Origin of the sequence: Paenibacillus polymyxa M1 (assembly GCF_000237325.1) — a bacterium.
GTDB classification, from domain to species: domain Bacteria; phylum Bacillota; class Bacilli; order Paenibacillales; family Paenibacillaceae; genus Paenibacillus; species Paenibacillus polymyxa_C.
This window is the reverse complement of sequence record NC_017542.1, coordinates 4179295-4199986: the sequence shown is the minus strand read 5'-3', so window position 1 is coordinate 4199986 and position 20692 is coordinate 4179295. Positions and strand designations below refer to the sequence as shown.

General features: G+C 45.6%; 20 protein-coding genes. 19 read left to right on the top strand and 1 reads right to left on the bottom strand.

Going from position 1 to position 20692, the window contains the following annotated elements:
* Window positions 1-80: 80 nt before the first annotated feature.
* The gene (locus PPM_RS18920) at window positions 81-830 is read right to left on the bottom strand and encodes a hypothetical protein (RefSeq protein WP_025679277.1); all 750 of its coding nucleotides are present in this window, start codon (window positions 828-830) and stop codon (window positions 81-83) included.
* A gap of 157 nt (window positions 831-987) precedes the next feature.
* Here PPM_RS18920 and PPM_RS18915 point away from each other — a divergent pair, with 157 nt between their 5' ends.
* From PPM_RS18915 to PPM_RS18825, 19 genes are all read left to right on the top strand, one after another.
* Window positions 988-1914 (top strand): cell division protein ZipA C-terminal FtsZ-binding domain-containing protein, encoded by a 927-nt coding sequence (locus tag PPM_RS18915; RefSeq protein WP_013372398.1) that lies wholly within the window; start codon window positions 988-990, stop codon window positions 1912-1914.
* Window positions 1915-1934: 20 nt separating this feature from the next.
* Window positions 1935-2636, top strand: a complete 702-nt coding sequence (locus PPM_RS18910; RefSeq protein WP_013372397.1) for a DUF1963 domain-containing protein — start codon at window positions 1935-1937, stop codon at window positions 2634-2636.
* Between the two features lie 24 nt (window positions 2637-2660).
* Window positions 2661-3131, top strand: a complete 471-nt coding sequence (locus PPM_RS18905) for a DUF6097 family protein (protein WP_013372396.1) — start codon at window positions 2661-2663, stop codon at window positions 3129-3131.
* Window positions 3118-3651: a hypothetical protein gene (locus PPM_RS18900; RefSeq protein ID WP_013372395.1), complete on the top strand. Its 534-nt coding sequence runs from the start codon at window positions 3118-3120 to the stop codon at window positions 3649-3651. Before PPM_RS18905 ends, PPM_RS18900 begins: the two co-directional genes overlap by 14 nt.
* Before the next feature lie 34 nt (window positions 3652-3685).
* Window positions 3686-4483, top strand: a complete 798-nt coding sequence (locus tag PPM_RS18895; protein ID WP_013372394.1) for a hypothetical protein — start codon at window positions 3686-3688, stop codon at window positions 4481-4483.
* A 123-nt stretch (window positions 4484-4606) separates the two neighbouring features.
* Window positions 4607-5395 (top strand): YwiC-like family protein, encoded by a 789-nt coding sequence (locus PPM_RS18890; RefSeq protein WP_043886028.1) that lies wholly within the window; start codon window positions 4607-4609, stop codon window positions 5393-5395.
* A 15-nt stretch (window positions 5396-5410) separates the two neighbouring features.
* The gene (locus PPM_RS18885; protein WP_013372392.1) at window positions 5411-6517 is read left to right on the top strand and encodes a TIGR04053 family radical SAM/SPASM domain-containing protein; all 1107 of its coding nucleotides are present in this window, start codon (window positions 5411-5413) and stop codon (window positions 6515-6517) included.
* Window positions 6510-7931: a protoporphyrinogen oxidase gene (hemY, locus tag PPM_RS18880; protein WP_013372391.1), complete on the top strand. Its 1422-nt coding sequence runs from the start codon at window positions 6510-6512 to the stop codon at window positions 7929-7931. The genes PPM_RS18885 and hemY overlap by 8 nt, the downstream gene beginning before the upstream one ends.
* A 109-nt stretch (window positions 7932-8040) precedes the next feature.
* Window positions 8041-8748 (top strand): DUF542 domain-containing protein, encoded by a 708-nt coding sequence (locus PPM_RS18875; protein ID WP_013372390.1) that lies wholly within the window; start codon window positions 8041-8043, stop codon window positions 8746-8748.
* A 46-nt stretch (window positions 8749-8794) separates the two neighbouring features.
* Window positions 8795-9646, top strand: coding sequence for a molybdate ABC transporter substrate-binding protein (gene modA / locus PPM_RS18870; RefSeq protein ID WP_013372389.1), 852 nt, complete (start codon window positions 8795-8797; stop codon window positions 9644-9646).
* The gene (gene modB, locus PPM_RS18865; protein WP_043886027.1) at window positions 9643-10320 is read left to right on the top strand and encodes a molybdate ABC transporter permease subunit; all 678 of its coding nucleotides are present in this window, start codon (window positions 9643-9645) and stop codon (window positions 10318-10320) included. The genes modA and modB overlap by 4 nt, the downstream gene beginning before the upstream one ends.
* Window positions 10321-10518: 198 nt before the next feature.
* Complete coding sequence (locus tag PPM_RS18860; protein ID WP_016324614.1) at window positions 10519-14193, top strand: nitrate reductase subunit alpha; 3675 nt, start codon at window positions 10519-10521, stop codon at window positions 14191-14193.
* Complete coding sequence (gene narH, locus PPM_RS18855) at window positions 14183-15772, top strand: nitrate reductase subunit beta (protein WP_016324613.1); 1590 nt, start codon at window positions 14183-14185, stop codon at window positions 15770-15772. The genes PPM_RS18860 and narH overlap by 11 nt, the downstream gene beginning before the upstream one ends.
* A complete protein-coding gene (gene narJ / locus PPM_RS18850; RefSeq protein ID WP_013372382.1) occupies window positions 15765-16331 on the top strand; it encodes a nitrate reductase molybdenum cofactor assembly chaperone in 567 nt (188 codons plus the stop codon). Before narH ends, narJ begins: the two co-directional genes overlap by 8 nt.
* Window positions 16328-17011 carry a respiratory nitrate reductase subunit gamma gene (gene narI / locus PPM_RS18845; RefSeq protein ID WP_013372381.1) on the top strand — a complete coding sequence of 228 codons (684 nt, stop codon included), beginning with the start codon at window positions 16328-16330 and terminating at the stop codon, window positions 17009-17011. The genes narJ and narI overlap by 4 nt, the downstream gene beginning before the upstream one ends.
* A 45-nt stretch (window positions 17012-17056) precedes the next feature.
* The gene (locus PPM_RS18840) at window positions 17057-17509 is read left to right on the top strand and encodes a GAF domain-containing protein (RefSeq protein ID WP_013372380.1); all 453 of its coding nucleotides are present in this window, start codon (window positions 17057-17059) and stop codon (window positions 17507-17509) included.
* Window position 17510: 1 nt separating this feature from the next.
* Entirely contained in the window at window positions 17511-18575 is a 1065-nt protein-coding gene (locus PPM_RS18835; protein WP_043886023.1) for an ATP-binding protein, read from the top strand.
* Window positions 18576-18582: 7 nt separating this feature from the next.
* On the top strand, window positions 18583-19230 hold the full coding sequence (locus tag PPM_RS18830; RefSeq protein WP_040103856.1) for a response regulator transcription factor: 648 nt from the start codon (window positions 18583-18585) through the stop codon (window positions 19228-19230).
* Between the two features lie 208 nt (window positions 19231-19438).
* Window positions 19439-20635 carry a nitrate/nitrite transporter gene (locus tag PPM_RS18825; protein WP_013372377.1) on the top strand — a complete coding sequence of 399 codons (1197 nt, stop codon included), beginning with the start codon at window positions 19439-19441 and terminating at the stop codon, window positions 20633-20635.
* The last annotated feature ends 57 nt before the right edge of the window (window positions 20636-20692 follow it).

Below are 20692 nucleotides of genomic sequence, written 5' to 3'. Positions count from 1 at the left end.
TCTCTTTCTTGTAGGAATTTCTATAAGAAAGAGAGGGCTTCTTGCGTAGAGGCTATTTATATACTGTGCGATACTCTAACTTATTTGAGAGGGACCTGCTTGGACAGCTTTTCAAACTGCTGCAAGTGAGGGGTGACCTTGGCGGTAATCCCTTTGAGATACTTGATGGCCGCTTGTCTTTGACGTTCTTTGGTTGCGACCTCTTCAGGGAACATGGAGTATTCCTTTTGAACAGAGCCATTTTTATAATTTACGGAGAAGAGCTCTCCTTGCTGCCATCTTTGGACCAGATCCTGATTACTGTGCAAGATGTTTAGCACTTCTTTTCCATTTTTATAAGTGAAGCTATAGTCTGGATCGGCTACAGCATGGATCACTTGGTAGCCGTTCTGTAATCCATTATCCTGAAAAGTACCTACTTGGATCTGATTCGAACGGATCGTTCCATCCGATTGCGTCACTTTTTCAGTCTGCGTACCCTTACCGCTCATCGTGTCATTGCTCCATGTTCCGTTGTATACGACTTTATGATGTTGTCCATCTGCATCTGTGTATTGATTCATATATTTTCCAGTTCCTGATCGCTTGCCATTCACAAAATCGCCCGAATACTGCTTGTATTCGCTCCATTTGATCGTACCACGTCCGTTTGGCTGTCCATTCTCAACCTCTCCGTAGTAAGTCGTCTGTCCGGATAACTGAAGCAGTTCCTTGGTCGCAGCCGCATTCACCGTAGGTATATTATTTACCAACAGCGTTCCTGAAATCAGCGATGCAGACACCACTATAGGCAGGGACAGAGCCTTTCCTTTTTGCCAAAGTTTTTGCATCATGAGTTCTCCCCTTTCGAAGCTTTGAGTTTCTACGAGTCATGTTCAACAACCCAGCACTTTTAACCTATTTTGTGCTTGGTGGTTTATAGTTTAATATAGATTGAGAATTATAGGAAACTATAAAGTAAAAAATAGGTAATAAGGAGGAGGGGTTTTGATTTTACCTGAATATGGAAGTGAGGATGTATCGAGCATCCTTGCCGTAGAGTTGGATCATGGGTCTAGAAAGACAATAAAAGGAGTCCATGAAGTGGAGCCTGATTCTAATATCTACTGGCTGATTGATGTGGAATTCAATGGTTTTACGTTGTCAGATGAAGACATTTTGCAATTGCTCAAAGGATATATCGTATACGGGCATGTCCAAGATTTGCAGATATGGACTAGCGTCGGGCGTAGACTAGAAGGCGAATGCCGTTATGATAAAATCTGTATTTGTGTGGATATATTCAACAATGTAGAGATGCAGATTTGTTTGGAAGAAGCCAAGGTTGCTGATTTTATGAACACACTACCGGCGCGATTTCAGGAGAAGGGGACCATTCGTGTGCTTCCTCGGGAGGATGCTGCCCATGCACGTGCAAAAGCGGAAAAGCTACAAGCCTTTACAGATCAGGAGGGTGAGAGGGAACACTTTGTCATGCTTAGGCTGGTAGCGGATCAAGGTCAATCTTATCGTGGAGCGGACATTTGGGATGTCATGCTGAGCCTTGGAATGAAGTGGGGAGATATGGATATTTTCCATGCACACCATCACGGTCCGGGAGGCAATGATGAACTATTTAGCGTACATACGGGAACAGAGCCTGGATTTTTTTGGCTGAGTACACTTGCAGAGGAACGGTTTGCAGATTTGATTTTCAGTATGGATGTGGTAAGAACGGTGCAGCCGCAAGCTGTGTTTGAGGCGATGTGGAAAAGTGCCGAATATGCACGCGCCAGACTCGGCGGAACATTAGTCAATGAACAAGATTTGCCAGCTGTACCGGAAGATTATCTTTGTCAAATTCAAGAGATGGAAGACCGATTAAGTGAGTTTGGATTTAAAGCAGGCGAGTATACTGTTGCGTTTCTACTCTAGCCTAGAAAGGGGTGATTTCGTTGTCCAGCAACTCTATCGAGAAGCTAAGAACGATTCTAAAACGTAAAGCTACTATTTTTCATACAGGGGGCCGCAGACCGTTAGATTCCCTGGAACAGAGCTGGATTGGCAGAGTTACAGTGGCATTGCCGGCGGAAGAACAACCCGTTGATGTACAGGGGAATGTTATGGCTCCGATCATGCAATTGTATTTGCCTGCTATGCCTTTTGTTCCACAAGCTATATGTGATGTCAAGCTGTTGACGGTCTTCCTGTCTCCCGATGTTCTGGATCATGAGGACATGGAAGGATATATGTGTATTCGTGAGTATACGTCGGTAGAGGATTTGGTCGAAAAAGATTTTGGGGAGGCATTCATGCATATCAAGGCATTCCCGTTATTCCCCGAGCTCATAGAGAATGACTATCCCGTTTGGGACGGGGAAGATATCCCTGAGGAATATGGTGATGCCCTCAACAACATGGATGAGGAAGAACCCGACTATTTTGAGGACATCGTGGAGGAAATACATGCGGTTCACAAAATCGGTGGCTATCCCAGCTTTATTCAACCAGGCATCGACTTTGGCGAAGGCTATGAATTTATGTTTCAGATTGCGTCAGATGCCAAAGCTGGATTGAATATTGTCGATGGGGGCAGCTTTTATTTTGCCAAGCATCAGAATGAAGGAATCTGGCGGGGGTACTTTGATTTTTACTAAATATTGAAATGGGGTAAAAAAGAGATGAATGTTTTAGGTCAGTTAGGATCTGCCATCCAGAGCAGTCTATTTATTCAATCCGAACTGAAGAAAGCACATGCCTTGATTCAGAAGCACGACCTGCCTGTAGAGCAGGTGGAGGATGATTTTCACAAGCAGATCATCTTGCTGGAGCAATATGCCGGCACTCGCATTTTTCAGCAAGGGCTTGCCAGATACAAAGTAATTAATGCAATGCTTTTGATCATATCTGTGATTATATTGCTGGCAGCAGTTATCGTTGCGACGGTGGAATATTTGCAGCCGGAACGACATCTGCTGCAAGTGTTGGTGAATGCCATGTTCGACTACTGGGTTCCCTCTATTACAATACTTAGTGTTGCATTCGTGGGTGTGATCGTTCTTGCCATCGTTAGAAATGTTTATGCTAGACGATTACATACGCGTGTGCTGGATCGGTCCTGGCAGGCCATTTTCCAACATGTGGACAAATGAGGCTAGAGAGCAACTAGTAGATTGTCATACCAGCTTAAGGAGTGGCAGCAATAATGACTGGGAATCGGGAATCATTCAAGTTGATAATGAGCACGCGATTTATTCTTCTTTAACGGAAGATCAGTTGTTAGAGACTGCTTTGTACACGAAATATTTTCATTCTGTAAGAAAGCTAGGAAATGGGTACATTTGGTACCATTTTGATCAGGTTCCTTTGCTGCACCGGCATTTTTTTGTGTCTGTATGCTTTAAGGATACAACCCTAATTGTTGTGGAGATTTCGCTCCAGGGCAACGAATTTCCAACCTCATGGGATAATTGGTCTGAGGAAGGGGAGAGAAAGCGGCAAAGGGAGCATGATCGTTTGTTAGAACAACATTTGTCCATGAAGCCAAGCTATCGTCAAACCAAGCCTTACCCCTATATGGAATATGAACTGAACTGGGGGAAAATCTCTTCTTATTTTGACCCCCGGTCGGGAAATACGGCCATTGCTTTTAAGTATAAAGATGATTGTTGAAGGTGAGAGTGTCAGACGAGTAAGGAGAAGTGTGATGGATAAAAAAGCAAAGAAAATACTTATGAACACTTTCTGGTCCTCCAGCGGCTGGAAGCAGGAGAGAGAACCTTTTTCGGGTGAGGATTTTGAATATGCCAAAAGTATGGGCTTGATGTTCGATCCGATCACCATTACACATGATGAGATTATAAAAAGGTTATATGAGCTGCACCAGCAAAAGGCTACAAAAGAGCGAGTGGCAGCAGCGTTTTTACACAGTCTTTCCACGAAAAAAGTCCATTTACGAAGCGCCTTATCGAGCTGGGCATTAACCGTAAAACTGCCTTTGCACACCTATAGGGAGCGGCCTGTCGTCCTGCCCAACTACAGTAGCTGTGGGGATTGTAATTTTCATAAACTAATGTCCGATAAGGAATACGTCAATAAGGATTTGAATGTACTGAATTTTGAACGAATCAAATGGGGAGGTATTCGGCTGAATCACCTTCTTTATTGCTGGATGGACCTTGAATTGTTCAGTCAAGAGGAGGAGTTCCAGGTTACTGATGAGGATCTTGTAATACTTCACAACATGCTGGAAGCGGTTCAGGACTGTGAGGCTCAGAACGGTCCACGACAATTGGAGAAGCGCTGGAAAGATGTGCTCCCATCCAGTAAAAATGAACGCGATGTGGCTATGGAAGTATGGGGATATGCAGGATTGCTCACACCACGGGACACACCTCGCAGGCGCCGCGGCGGCAATGATGATTTTTGTTCGGTAGCAGCCTGGCAAGGAGATGACGGATACTCACAGGAAGCGCTGGACTATTATTTCGGTACGTTTTTATAAAGAAAGTGAAGGTTTATCTTCAGGTTAGGCTATTCCCCCAAACAAATAAGGGAACTCCCTGATTGGTTCAATTGGACAGAATACTTAGAATTAAAGTAGGGTGAAAAATTGAACTTTGGGGGAATGGATGATGAGTCGATTAACCGTAGCTACAAAGATGTTACACATTGTGAAAAAAGGATCAAGACTTTGAAAGGGATCAGCAGATACATCCCCAATCAGCATGGAGCTTGGGCAATGCTCATTCTTCCATTTTTGTTTGGCTTAGCTGCTTCTCCAAAACAATTCATTCATATACCTCTATTCGTATGCTGGTTTTTTATCTATTTATTTAGTTTTCCTGTTCTCCAATGGATCAAAACAGGAAACAGTAAAAGATACCGTAAACCTGTTGTTATTTACGGAGCAATACTCCTTCCTCTTTTAGCTTCTCTAGTCTGGGTTAAACCTGCGTTGATCTGGTACGGAGTTCTGCTTCTGTTCTTTTTTATGGCTAATATGTATTACGCCAAAATGAAGAATGAGCGTGCTTTGTTAAATGACATTGCCGCGATTCTGCTTTTCTGCTCTTTTATATATCCTGTTGTTCATATTGGGGAAGGCGGAGATTGGACGCTAACCACAGAGCTGTTTTTGCTGTTGGTGTGTTATTTCATAGGAACGGCTCTTTATGTTAAAACGATCATCCGTGAAAGAAAAAATCCACGTTACTATTATGCGTCTATTATCTATCATCTGATCATTGTGCTGTTTGCCGCCTGGATCAAGGTGTTTTTGGTTATTCCATTTTTAATTTTGTTCATACGAGCTATATGGCTTCCTAAGTTCGAGTTAAAGGCAAAGCATGTAGGCATGGCTGAAATTGGATTTTCATTGATGCTCTATGTATCTGTGCTGTTTTTATATTTTTAAAAAGGAGAGACATCAATGATATCTTTGCAAACGCCACGAGATTATCGCGTAGACCCGTTTATCGTCATTTGGGAGGTAACAAGAGCTTGCGCATTAAAATGCCTTCACTGTAGAGCGGAAGCCCAATATAAGCCTGACCCTCGTCAGCTGACATTTGAAGAGGGCAAAAAGCTGCTTGATCAAATCGCCGAGATGAATCATCCATTAGTGGTTTTCACAGGTGGAGATCCGTTATCGCGTCCTGATTTGTTTGAGCTGGCTCAATATGCAATTGAGGAGAAAAAACTATCGGTTTCAATGACGCCCAGTGCTACCCCAAAAGTGACACGAGCAGCGGTCGAAAAAGCAAAGCAGGTTGGTTTATCACGGTGGGCTTTTAGCCTGGATGGTTCATGCGCGGACATTCACGATCATTTTCGAGGGACTGTGGGTTCTTATAATACGACCATGCGGGGAATTGGCTATTTGAAGGAATTGAACATTCCTATCCAAGTGAACACAACCGTGTCCCGATACAATCTTCACGATCTGGAGCGAATTGCAGAGAAGGTAAAGGAAATGCAGGCGGTGTTATGGAGCTTGTTTTTTCTCGTTCCAACCGGGCGTGGTATGGAAAAAGATATGATTACTCCTGATGAGCATGAGGCTGTAATGAAGTGGTTGTATCAGATACAGCAACAGATGCCCTACGGTGTAAAGGCTACCGAAGCACCTCACTATCGAAGGGTTGTCCTACAGGAAAAGCACAAAGCAGGACAGCATAGTGCAACGTTCGAACAAAAAAGGGCAGATATTCTGGGGCGTGCCCCTAAAGGTGTAAATGATGGAGATGGATTTGTTTTTATCAGTCATATCGGCGAAGTGTACCCGAGTGGTTTCCTGCCGCTAACATGCGGGAATGTACGAAAGGATAGTTTGGCCCATATTTATCGGAACTCTCCGATTATGAATAATCTTCGGGATAAATCTCTGCTTAAAGGAAAATGTGGAGTCTGCGAATTCAATACAGTCTGTGGAGGCTCCAGAGCAAGAGCTTTTGCCATCACAGGAGATTACTTAGAGAGTGATCCATATTGTGCATATATGCCTGGAGTGGGGAAGGAAACGTGCGCTTATGAATAAAAATGCTAAAAAAGTTGTGATCCTTGGTGGAGGAATAAGCGGTTTAAGTGCCGCTTTTTATGTGAAAAAGCTGGCAGAGGACAGGCAGCTTGAAGTGGAGATTACACTGGTGGAGAAAAGCGACCGCCTGGGAGGAAAGCTGCAAACGGTTCGCCAAAACCATTTTATGATCGAAAAAGGACCAGATGCTTTCCTGGCCAGAAAGACGGCTATATTGGATCTGACTATGGAGTTGGGACTGGAAGCTGATTTGGTGTCAACAAACCCGAAGGCCAAGTCGGCCTCCATTTTGCATAAAGGCAAGCTGCATACCATGCCGATGGGCTTTATTTTAGGTATTCCAACCAAGCTAACTCCCTTCATTCGGACAGGGCTAATTTCTCCATTGGGAAAAGCGCGCGCAGCCATGGATTTGATCATTCCAGCCAAGAAAGGCGATATGGATGAATCTCTGGGAGATTTTATCAAGCGGCGTCTAGGTAAAGAGGTGTTGGAGCAGATTACAGAGCCTTTGTTATCTGGTATTTACGCTGGCGATACGTATTCTCTTAGCCTCAAGTCAACCTTCCCTCAATTTAAGCAGATGGAACAAAAGCATGGAAGTCTGATTATAGGTATGGCTAAAGGGGCGGGGAGAAAGTCGGGTGCACCTAACAAATTGCCGGAAATCGCCAAGAAAAGCATGTTTCTTTCCTATCGACATGGATTATCGACCATCGTGGAGCGGTTAAAGGAAAAGCTCGACACTGTCCAATTTGTGATGGAGCAGCGTGTGGCTGAGATAAGAAAAGAGAACGGTTATCAGGTAGTCCTGAACCAAGGACAAATCATAGATGCAGATGCAATAATCTGCGCTATTCCAGCCTTTGAGGCGGCTAAATTATTTTCCGATATCACAAGTGTGAGCTGGCTTAATAAGATCAATTACGTTTCGGTAGCGAATATTTCCTTGGCGTATAAAAATTCAGACCTTCGCCTGGCCTATGAGGGAACTGGATTTCTCGTTCCCCGTAAGGAAGGGAAGATGATTACGGCCTGTACTTGGTCATCTACAAAGTGGAGCCATACCGCACCTGAAGGGTATACACTCTTGCGGACTTACATTGGCCATGCAGGTGCACAGGAATGGGTTCAGATGACAGACGAGGAACTAGTGGAAGCAGCCCGCAAAGACCTGAAAGATCTAATGGGGATCGATGCTCAACCTAAAATGACCGAGGTCAGTCGGTGTAATCAATCCATGCCACAATATCCGATTGGGCACCAAGAACAGATGGCGAAGGTGAGACATGATTTGTCACAGTATTTTCCGAATGTGTTTCTTTGTGGCGCTGGTTATGGAGGCGTTGGCATTCCAGATTGTATCGCTCAAGGCAAAGAAGCAGCTGAACAGCTGGTCTCAGGTTTCTTATAATCAGGCTCTTTCCACGAGTGAAAAAGGGATCACCCTAATTGGTTCAGCCTTGAGAGAGACATAGAATGAGAGTTGAGTATAAAACTGAAGTAAGATGGGGGAATGAAAAATGAGCCAGTTAACGGAAGAAACATGGGTAGCGGACATTGTGAAAGAAGTACCCAAAACAAGTGACTTGTTCCGTAAACTACGGATTGACTTCTGCTGTGGCGGGAAAATATCGCTCCGTGAAGCAGCTGCCAGCCGGGGGCTTCACGCTGGTGAACTGCTGGCGCGGGTGCATGAAGTGGAGGAAAATCAGGCACAGCACAAGCAAATGCAACCTTCCTCACTCGAACCCAAAGAACTGATCGCCTATATTCAGAATGAGTATCACACAAAGTTATGTGAAGAACTAGCGGCGCTCACACCGTATATTACCAAACTAACGCGGGTTCATGGCGAACGTTATTCGCACCTAAAGCGAGTGAATGAACTTTATACCTTGCTTAAACAGAAGTTAACGATACATATTCAATTCAAGGAAAGCCTCCTGTTTCCGTTGATTCAAGCGTTTTTTCAAGACTCGGCATTTGAGCGTGTGGACGCACTTCACTTTCATTTATCCGAGTTGCAAGAGGAGCATCAAGCGATTGTGGATATACTGCAGGAGCTGCGCTTGATTACCAATGGCTTTGAGCCGCTGCAGGAAGCTTGTGGTACGCATCGACTTGTATTGAAGCGTTTGGAGGATCTGGAAGCAGACATTTATAATCATATTCTTCTTGAGAATTGTACCTTAGTTGAACGTACCAGACAGGCACAACTCCATTCATAATGTAACCTCTCACTTAATGACAGGCTGAACGTAAGGAGCCAATAAAATGAAGAAATTTGTTAAACATAGTCAGGCACTCTTTTTTATTTTTGCCATTGTGTTATTACTTGCGGGGTGCGGTGCGGGGCAACAATCAGCTTCAAGTGGTAGCAGCACGGTCCAGAATGAGGTCTCCGGCCAAGATTCATCGAACAAGGCTGAAACTGTTGATCTGACCATTTCCGCAGCCGCGAGCTTAACAGATGCACTCAAAGAAATTCAACCGTTGTACGAATCATCCCATAAAGGTATTAAATTGAATTTCAACTTTGGTGGTTCTGGTGCACTGGAAAAGCAGATTGAGCAAGGAGCTCCATCGGATTTGTTTTTGTCTGCTTCGAAGAAAAATATGAAGTCTCTCGTAGATCAGCAGTTAATCGAGAGCAATCAACAAAAAATATGGCTGACGAACGAGTTGGTAGTGGTGATCCCTGCAGATGGGACGATGAGCATCACGAGTGTAAAGGATTTAACGCAAAGCGAAGTGAAAAAGGTAGCAATCGGTATTCCTGAGAGTGTTCCTGCAGGCAAATATGCACAGGAAGCACTGACGAACGTAAAGCTTTGGGATGTGCTACAGGACAAGCTCGTTCAGGCAAAAGATGTTAGACAAGTGCTGCAATATGTGGAAACGGGTAACACAGATGTCGGATTTGTGTATAAGACAGATGCGTTGACTTCGCAAAAGGCGAAAATTGCCTTTGAGGTGGACTCTAAAACTTATTCAACGGTTGAGTACCCTATCGGGATCATCAAAGCTTCCAAGCACATCCAAGAAGCCGAAAGCTTCTATGAATACCTTCAATCGCAAGAAGCTCTGAATATTATGGCTAAGTATGGATTTACCATACCGAAGTGAGCATGCAGGCTATAGATTGGAACGAATATTGGCCTCCGATCCGATTATCGTTACAGGTTGCACTGTTATCCAGCGTTTTGGTGATCCTATTAGGCTTGTTTGCGGCATGGTCCATGTCGCGGTTAGGATTATTCAAAGGGAAAACACTCGTTGAAACCGTGCTTATGCTGCCTTTGGTACTCCCACCAACGGTAGTTGGATTTTTACTGTTAATCTTACTCGGACGAAAAAGTTGGTTTGGACGTTTGGTGGAGCAATGGTTTGGCGAGCCTATTGTATTTTCATGGTGGGCTGGGGTTGTGGCCGCGGTGGTTGTGGCTTTTCCTCTAGTCTATCGAACACTGAGAATGGGATTCGCTTCAGTGGATCAGGACTTGGAAAACGCGGGACGCTCAATGGGGGCAAATGAATGGCAGGTCTTTCGATATATCACCTTTCCGTTGATTTTCCCTTCTTTTAAAGCGGCCTTTATACTCGGGTTTGCCCGTGGGCTGGGCGAATTCGGGGCTACGCTGATGATTGCCGGAAATATTCCGGGTAAAACACAAACGATCCCCACAGCCATCTATATTGCAGTAGATTCTGGTCATCTTCCTATGGCCTGGGTATGGACATGCTCTATTATACTGATTTCCTTTATGATGCTCCTGTTAACAGGCCAAAAGAACAATTAATTTATTCATACAAGCTTCCCTCTGGTAGAGGGGGCTTTTTTTGTATCTTTCCATAGAACGAGGGATTTTCTATAGCGCTATAGGACATTCCCTAATGGGAACGGAGATGAATGAATTACATAATGAGAGTAAGCGAATGAATCTTCCCCGTGAGTTTGCGATGGGCTGATTCATTCTGAAAAGGAGCGTTGATCACCGATGAAAAAAAAATACAGTCTCAACTTCTTCAAGCCAATCGAGAGCTATTCTGGAAATTGGTCAATCCTTGAAGAAAAAAATAGAGAATGGGAAAACGTGTATCGCCAGCGTTGGTCTCATGACAAAGTGATTCGTACGACGCATGGTGTTAACTGTACTGGCTCCTGTAGCTGGAAGGTTTTTGTTAAGAATGGCATCATCACCTGGGAAAATCAGCAAATCGATTACCCCTCCTGCGGTCCAGACATGCCGGAATTTGAGCCGCGTGGATGCCCGCGTGGGGCTTCATTTTCTTGGTATGAATACAGCCCGTTACGTGTGAAATATCCATATATGCGCGGTAAGTTATTGCGACTCTGGCAAGCTACCCTCAAGGAGCATAGCAATCCGGTAGACGCATGGGCCAGCATTGTGGAAGATCCGGAGAAAGCCAAGCTCTACAAATCGGCTCGAGGCAAAGGCGGCCATGTTCGTGTGGCTTGGGATGATGTTCTGCATCTGATTTCGGCGCAATTAATTTACACCATTCGCAAGTACGGTCCTGACCGGATTGCAGGCTTCACCCCTATTCCAGCAATGTCGATGATAAGCTACGCTTCGGGAGCACGGTTCATTTCTCTGCTTGGTGGGGAGATGTTGAGCTTTTACGATTGGTATGCCGATCTTCCGCCTGCTTCTCCTCAAATTTGGGGTGAGCAAACGGACGTACCTGAATCCTCAGATTGGTACAACGCAGGTTATCTGATCATGTGGGGCTCGAACGTGCCGCTTACCCGGACGCCAGATGCCCATTTTATGACGGAAGTACGCTATAAAGGAACGAAGGTTGTATCCGTGGCTCCGGATTTGGCGGAAAACGTAAAGTTCGCTGATAACTGGCTTGCACCCAATCCAGGTACAGACGCCGCTGTGGCACAGGCGATGACGCATGTCATTCTGGATGAGTTCTATCAAGAACGCCAGGAACCTATGTTCATTAACTATGCCAAGCAATATACAGATATGCCATTCATGATTCTGCTTGATCCCCACGAAGGAGCCTGGAAAGGCGGACGTTTTCTGCGGGCCAGCGATCTGGGGGATGCTTCACAACATGCAGATTGGAAACCGGTCATATTCGATGAAGTAGCAGGCGAAATGATGGTTCCGAACGGTACAATGGGACAGCGCTGGGAGCAAGATAAGAAATGGAATCTGATCTTGGAGCGGGAAGACGGAACAAAGGTTGAACCTGCGCTCACGGTGGTAGGTCATGACGAGCAATGGGAAGAAATCGTATTCCCTTATTTTGATAACGCAGGTAACGGAACGTTCAAACGTGTCATTCCGGCGAAAAAAGTACGTCTGGCTGATGGTTCAGAGCGTTTCGTAGCCACCGTATATGATTTGATGATGAGCCAGTATGGTGTCGCTCGTAATGATAGCCCTCATAATGCAAAGGACTATTACGATGCAGCTTGTCATTATACTCCTGCCTGGCAGGAAAAGATCACGGGAGTCAAGGCATCGGTTGTAGTGCAAGTTGCTCGCGAATTTGCTCAAAACGCAATCGACACCCAAGGACGTTCTATGATCATTATGGGGGCGGGTATCAATCACTGGTTCAACAGTGATACCATTTATCGCTCCATCTTGAACCTGGTCGTGCTGACTGCTTCTCAAGGTGTCAACGGCGGAGGCTGGGCGCATTATGTAGGTCAAGAGAAGTGCCGTCCTATTGAAGGCTGGTCAACGATTGCCTTTGCAAAAGACTGGCAGGGACCGGCTCGATTGCAAAATGCTACTTCATTTTTCTATTTTGCAACAGAACAGTGGCGCTATGAAGAAAGTGGCACCGACACATTGAAATCGCCGACTGCGGGAGATGTCAGTTACCAGCATCCGGCGGACTACAATGTGCTTGCTGCCCGGTTGGGTTGGATGCCTTCTTACCCACAGTTTAATAAAAACAGCCTGCTATTCGCTGAAGAAGCAGCGCAATTAGGCAAGAAGTCAAACGAGGAAATCATTAACCACACTGTGGAAGAGATTAAATCGCGTAAGACCCGTTTCGCTATTGAAGATCCAGGGGCAGCAGAGAACTTCCCGCGTTCACTCTTTATTTGGCGATCCAACCTCATTTCCAGCTCGGCCAAGGGACAGGAATATTTCATGAAGCATTTGCTCGGAGCCTCCGACGCACTGCTTGCCCGACCGAACGAAGATCAGAAGCCAGAGGAAATCGTTTGGCGGGAAGATGTAGAAGGAAAGCTTGATTTGATGGTCGCACTTGATTTCCGGATGACCACAACGCCATTGTACGCGGATGTCGTACTTCCGGCGGCAACCTGGTATGAGAAGACGGATTTGTCCTCAACAGACATGCACCCGTTCGTACATCCATTTAATCCGGCGGTAAATCCGCTTTGGGAATCTCGCTCAGACTGGGATATTTACCGTCAGCTGTCTGAAACCTTCTCGAACATGGCCAAAGTGCATCTGCCGGGAATATATAAAGACCTTGTAACTGCACCGCTTGGACATGATTCTATAGGCGAAATTTCGCAGCCGATGGGTCTTGTCAAGGATTGGACGAAGGGCGAGGTCGCTGCTGTACCGGGTAAAACTATGCCTAATTTCAGCATCGTAGAACGCGATTACACGAAAATCTACGATAAGTATGTCTCGCTCGGTCCCAATTTGGCTACAGGAAAAACGGGCGCGCACGGCGTTAGCTTCTCGGTAGCGGAGGAATATGAGGAATTGAAGAAGCTGAACGGGGTCTATTACGATGAGTCCATCAAAGATGGACTGCCGAAAATCCAGACAGCTCGCCAAGTGGCCGATACGATTCTCCATCTGTCGTCGGCAACCAATGGTCGTGTCTCCCAAAAAGCCTACGAAGAGGCGGAAAAGGATCACGGGGTGAAGCTGATGGACATCTCAGCCGACCGCGCAGCCGAGAAAATCACGTTCCAAAGCATTACAGCGCAGCCGCGTGAAGTTATACCGACACCGGTATTCAGTGGCTCCAACAAACAGGGACGTCGCTACTCGCCATTTACCACAAATATTGAGCGTCTCGTTCCGTTCCGGACTTTGACAGGCAGACAGCATTTCTATATCGATCATGAAATCTTCCAGCAGTTTGGGGAGTCGCTGCCTATCTATAAACCGACTTTGCCACCGATGGTATTCGGCACGCGTGATCGGGAAATCAAGGGTGGTCAGGATTCACTGGTGCTTCGTTATCTGACCCCACACGGGAAATGGAATATTCACTCCACCTACCAGGATAATCAACATATGCTTACGCTATTCCGCGGAGGTCCTACGGTATGGATCAATAACGAAGATGCAGCGACTCATGCTATTGCCGACAATGACTGGCTGGAGGTGTACAACCGTAACGGTGTCGTAACCGCCCGGGCAGTTGTCAGCCACCGGATGCCAAGAGGAACGATGTTTATGTACCATGCTCAAGATAAGCACATTCAAGTGCCAGGCTCCGAAATCACGGATACACGCGGGGGCAGTCATAATGCGCCAACAAGAATTCATCTCAAACCGACCCAGATGGTTGGTGGATACGCTCAGCTTAGCTACGGATTCAACTATTACGGTCCGATCGGCAACCAGCGCGATGTGTACGTAGCGGTACGTAAAATGAAGGAGGTTAACTGGCTTGAAGATTAAAGCTCAAATTGCCATGGTCATGAACCTGGATAAATGTATTGGCTGCCATACGTGCAGCGTGACGTGTAAAACAACTTGGACAAACCGCAAAGGTGCGGAATATATGTGGTTCAACAACGTGGAAACCAAACCTGGTATTGGGTATCCAAAACGCTGGGAAGACCAGGAGCAGTATAAGGGCGGCTGGCAGCTTCGCAAAGGGAAGCTTGAACTGAAGTCAGGGAACAAGCTGTCCAAGATAGCGCTAGGTAAAATTTTCTACAACCCCGATATGCCTGAAATGAAAGATTATTATGAGCCGTGGACCTACAATTATGAACATTTGACCAACGCTAAAGAGCAGAAGCATTCTCCGGTAGCACGTGCACAATCTGCTGTAACAGGCGAAAAAATGGATCTGAATTGGGGACCAAACTGGGAAGACGATTTGGCAGGCACCCATGTGACAGGACCTCTTGATCCCAATATTCAGAAAATCGAAGAAGAGATTAAATTCAATTTCGAAAAGTCGTTCATGTTGTATCTCCCTCGGCTTTGCGAGCACTGTCTGAATCCGAGCTGTGTCGCATCCTGCCCTTCGGGTGCTATGTACAAACGGGACGAGGATGGCATCGTGCTCGTGGATCAGGAAGCATGTCGCGGCTGGCGATATTGCATGACGGGTTGTCCATACAAGAAAGTGTACTTCAACTGGCAGACGAACAAAGCAGAAAAATGTACCTTCTGCTTCCCGCGCGTGGAAGCCGGGTTGCCAACCGTCTGCTCCGAGACATGTACTGGACGAATTCGTTACCTTGGCGTTCTATTGTATGACGCGGATAAGGTGCAAGAGGCTGCTTCTAAAGAGGATGAGAAAGATCTGTATAAAGCACAGTGTGATTTATTCTTGGATCCAAGTGATCCGGCAGTGATTGCGCAGGCCAAAAAAGATGGGATCTCGCAAGACTGGATTGAGGCAGCGCAGAACTCACCGGTCTACAAGCTTGCGATTGAATATAAGCTGGCATTCCCACTTCATCCGGAATACCGCACTTTGCCGATGGTCTGGTATGTACCACCACTTAGTCCGATCATGAATTACTTTGAAGGGAAAGACTCCATCGAGAATCCGGATATGATCTTTCCAGCTATCGAAGAAATGCGCACGCCTATTCAGTATCTTGCCAATATGTTGACGGCGGGCGACACCCAGACGGTGAAAGAATCGCTGCAGCGGATGGCTATGATGCGCTCCTATATGCGCGCCCAGTCCACAGGACAATCTTTCGATGAAAGCCGTCTGGAACGCACTGGCATGACAGCACGTCAGGCAGAGCAAATGTACCGGCTTCTGGCCATTGCCAAATACGAGGACCGTTTCGTCATTCCGACATCGCATAAAGAGGGTTATGCCAATCCATATCGCGCCCAAGGAGCTGCCGGTTACGGTGATACTTTAGGGACTATGGATAGTTGTGGAACTCAAGGAGCTGGCTGTAGCGGTTGTAGCCTGGGAAGCTCCACAGGAATGGAAGAGCCTTCGAAAACAGGCAAGCAAATGTATGAAGAAAACTTCTACGGGGGTATTTGGCGTGATTAATGTAGCGAAACTGTATGAATTCAAGCCTTCATTCGGGTTTTTCGCCCAACAACTCATGTACCCAGAAAAGCTGGATTTTCATCCGGCTTTTCTGGAAGCATCCTTTAATCCGGATCATCCTGCGTATACGCATGCTAATATGTACTGGTCTTTGATGCAAGAGTTTAGTATGGAAGAAATCCAGGAAATGTATACGGAAACTTTTGATTTTCAAAAAAATTGCGCACTATATATGACTTACTTCAAGTTCGAAGATGCAAAGGAAAGAGGACAAATGCTGGTCAAGTTAAAGGTCCTCTATGAAATGTATGGTCTTGAAATGCCAGATGGAGAGCTACCTGATTATCTGCCGCTCATGTGTGAATTTCTATATGCCGCTGAATGGGTGCAGGATGCAAAGACGACAGAAAACTTCCGCATGCCCATCGCGATTTTGGAAGACGGCACCTATCATTTGCTTAAAGCGCTGGAAAAAATGGAAAGCCCGTATTTTCATCTGGTCAAGGGACTGCGCGAAACGCTTAAAGCTTGCGTAGAACAGGAGGCAGCCGCGTTATGATGATGGAGCAGTTTTTATGGGTCATTTTCCCTTATATGTGCGTGGTCATCTTTATCGTAGGTCATATCTTCCGCTATAGAACTGACCAGTTCAATTGGACGGCAAAATCGAGTGAATTTATTGAAAAGAAACAATTGATGATTGGAAGTCTCTTATTCCACTTGGGGATTATTCCTGTTATATTTGGTCATGTGTCTGGTCTGGGCATACCCAAAACCTGGATGCATGCGCTGGGTGTAAACGATCATCTATATCACATTGGAGCGGTCTATATTGGTGGAATATTTGGGGCTATGACGTTCCTGGGGATGTTGATACTTACCTCTCGACGTTTTACAATTCGTAATGTGCGCCGTTTAAGTACAGCTTCTGATTTGATTGTAAATGTATTGCTGTTGGCACTTGTATGCATGGGGATGTTTGCAACTCTCGTAACGAATGCGGTACAGCCTGAATTCGATTATCGGGAGACGATCTCAATCTGGTTCCGCGGCCTGTTCATATTCCGTGTCGACCCGACACTGATGAGAGATGTACCGATTTCTTTCAAGCTTCATGTACTTATGGGTTTTGCGATTTTTGCGTTCTGGCCGTTTACCCGGCTTGTACATGTGTGGAGCGTTCCGTTGAATTATGTGCGCAGAAGTTATATCCTGTACAGAAGACATAAATCGAACTAGGAAAGCGGGCCCTGCCTTCTTTCCTAGTTTTATTAGGAGAGAGTGATGAATAATAAGATGGATTATCAAAGGGAGCTTGAGCGAATACGCGAACATTTCGGTTATGATTTTATGGCACTTGCTCTGGTTGAACCGGCCGAATATCAATACGTCATTAAATGGAAAAATGCCGCTGGCAATTTAAATGATCGATTTAAGCGGATTGTGCTGCAATCTGGAAAGGGCATAGCAGGAGTCGTGTTTAAAACCGGGAAGTCTGTCTTTATTCCATCTGTTCATCAATATGTTGGGGCAGAGAACCTATTTAACTATCCGATCGTTCAATCCGAAAAGCTCAAGAGTCTCGGGGCTGTGCCTCTGTGGAACGATGCTCGCGTCGCGGGCGTACTATTGGGTGGATTTCGAGAAGAACAACTGATGACCGAAGCCATGATGCGTGATTTGGAAGCCTTGGCACATGAGGGATTTGGAGAGTTGAACGGGAAGGAAGTGATTTGAATTGACATTGTCTATTGGGACAGACTCTTTGAGTGCGCTAATGGTGAAGATGTTTGAGAACAGCACAGAAGCTATCTTCTTTTTTGATAGGGAAGGGAAAACCCTAGCCATGAATCCGGCGGCTGAGGAGATTGTAGGCGATGACGTTCTCATTCAACTCTATGAAGGACAGGACAGAGCTTTATGCGGAACATGCAGGGGCTACACAAGCGACACAGAGCCCCGCACCTGCCTTGACTGTTATTTCAATGTGCCTGAATCCGACAAATTTGCTTCTTTTCAAGTCTATTTGGAAACAAAAAGCAATGGGATGGTTCCCTATGCCGCTTCTTTCCATACCGTTGATTCTACAAATGGAATCCGGGTGCTGATGCTGAGAGATTTGACCCCGCAATTTCAGACGCAGGAAAAATTGTATCAAAACAAAATGATGAAGCATGTCATTGAAGCACAGGAAAACGAGCGTAAACGGCTTTCCAGAGAGCTGCACGACAGCGTCGCCCAGGAATTGATGAGCGCGGTTGTTGAACTACGAGTGTTAAAATACATGACGAATGATGATCAGCTCATTAAAAACATGAAGCAGACGGAAGCATCCATGACACGCTTGCTGGATGATATCCGTAACCTGTCTGTGGAACTCCGGCCTGCCACCCTTGATGATTTTGGACTTGAAGCGGCATTCCGTTCCCACTTTAAGCGGGTCGAGCAAAGCTTTGGTCTAGTGGTTGAGTTCGTATCTGATCTTCCCCAAAAGCGGTATGGAAGCGAAAAAGAAACAGTCATTTACCGCGTCTGCCAGGAGGCTGTGCTCAATGCGTTGAAGTATGCCCAGGTCGACACCATTAAAGTTTCTTTGTCCGAGCATGAACATTCGCTTCGTTTAACTGTAGAGGATGATGGGATTGGCTTTGATAAAGGGGGCAAACCTATTGGAACGGGACTTGGTCTGTATGGTATGCAGGAGCGAGCAGAGCTGGTAGGCGGAAGTTTTGGCGTCCTTTCTAATGTTGGTCAAGGAACCAAAGTCTTTTTACAAATTCCGATTGGACATGAGGAGGAATAGAAACTTGATCAAAATTGTATTAGCGGATGACCATGCCATTGTACGAAGTGGATTTTCCATGATTCTCAACTTCCAATCGGATATGGAGGTTGTAGGAACGGCTGCGGACGGTATTGAAGCGTATACTATGGTAGCTAAACATAAGCCGGATATTCTCATTATGGACCTTAGTATGCCTCCAGGCGAAAGTGGATTGATCGCTACAGGCAAAATTAAAGAGGACCACCCCGATACTAAAATTCTGATTTTAACCATGCATGATGACGAAGAATATTTATTTCATATTTTGAAGAACGGTGCTTCAGGGTATGTTTTGAAAAATGCACCCGATGAGGAGCTATTGCTTGCCATACGCACCATTCATGGGGGTGGGACGTATATCCATCCTAAAATGGCTACTTCTCTCGTGCGTGAGTTCATCAAAAAAGACACAACCTCACAAACCGAAGATCCTTATGAGATCCTGTCCAAGCGTGAGCTGGAGATTCTCCCTCTGGTCGCAAAGGGATACGGTAACAAGGAAGTTGCCGAAAAGCTGTTCATCTCTGTCAAGACCGTGGAAGCGAACAAAGCTAAAATTATGGAGAAGTTGAACTTAAAAAGCCGGCCTGAGCTGGTCCAATATGCCTTAAAGAAAAAAATGCTGGATTTTTAGTTTATGAAGAAGATCATTTTTAGTCCAATAATATATCTAGAATGAATCAAGCAGCTTCTTACGAGAAGCGGCTTTTTTTATTTTCAGGGACTCCCCTGACTGGGAAAGGGGAGTCCCCTATATTCGAAAGGAAGGGCTAGCGGCTACAATGGGAACAGAAAAATACAAATCAAACATTCGACAGAATAAAGTTGAAAAGGTGAGTTAAATGATTAGAAAAATGCAGTTGCCACTACAAACATTGAACTTGATTCTTGGATTCATGGTGTGGGTCATCATTTCTTCCCTCATGCCGTTCATTACGGAGGATATCGTGATTCCACCCGGAAAACTGGCCATGGTTACGGCGATTCCGGTCGTGCTTGGATCGATTCTGCGCATTCCGCTTGGTTATTATGCCAATATTTTCGGGGCGAGAATCGTTTTCCTCGTTAGCTTTGTTTTGCTTTTGTTTCCGGTCTACTATATCAGTGAAGCTTCTACGATGACGGATTTAATTATCGGTGGCTTATTCCTTGGAATTGGGGGAGCGGTGTTCTCGGTTGGAGTGACTTCACTGCCCAAGTATTATCCGAAGGAAAGACATGGCTTTGTCAACGGGATGTATGGTGTGGGCAACTTGGGGACAGCGGTAACGACCTTCTCCGCTCCGATTGTAGCGACGCAGGTAGGATGGGCACTTACAGTTAAGCTGTATCTGATCCTGTTGCTTGTTTTTATCGTTTTGAATTTCTTCTTTGGGGACCGTCATGAAACTAAAGTCAAAACCCCCATTATGGAGCAAATCAAAGGGGTTTACAAAAATGAAAAGCTTTGGTTTTTCTCGCTCTTTTATTTTATTACGTTTGGCTCATTTGTAGCGTTCACGGTGTATCTACCGAATTTCCTCGTATCGAACTTTGAACTGGATAAAGTGGATGCAGGGATGCGTACAGCAGGCTTTATCGCGATTGCCACATTCTTCCGCCCTATCGGTGGCTGGCTGGCGGATCGTTTTCAGCCCTTGTTCCTGCTGGTAGGTACGTTTGCTGTGTATACGGTTGCTGCGATTCTTCTGGCTTTTTCACCAGATATCACACTGTATACCGTAGGGTGCTTGGCTATCGCTGTGAGTGCGGGAATCGGGAACGGTGTCATTTTCAAGCTAGTTCCATTTTATTTTAATAAACAGGCAGGCATAGTGAACGGAATTGTATCCATGATGGGTGGTCTTGGTGGCTTTTTCCCTCCGATCTTGTTATCGACGATTCATGCGGCTACTGGCCAATATTCCATTGGGTTCATGTTACTCTCCCAAGTGGCATTGGCTAGCCTGATTCTCGTCATATGGCTATATTATCAAGCACGTTTCCCTGTAGCTGCCGAGCAGAACCACTTTGAGAAACAAAAGGAACTTCAGCAGTAAAGCATTAAGAGTGAAGAAATTATAAAGGCACCTTTAACGTTTCTAGCGAGAGCCACA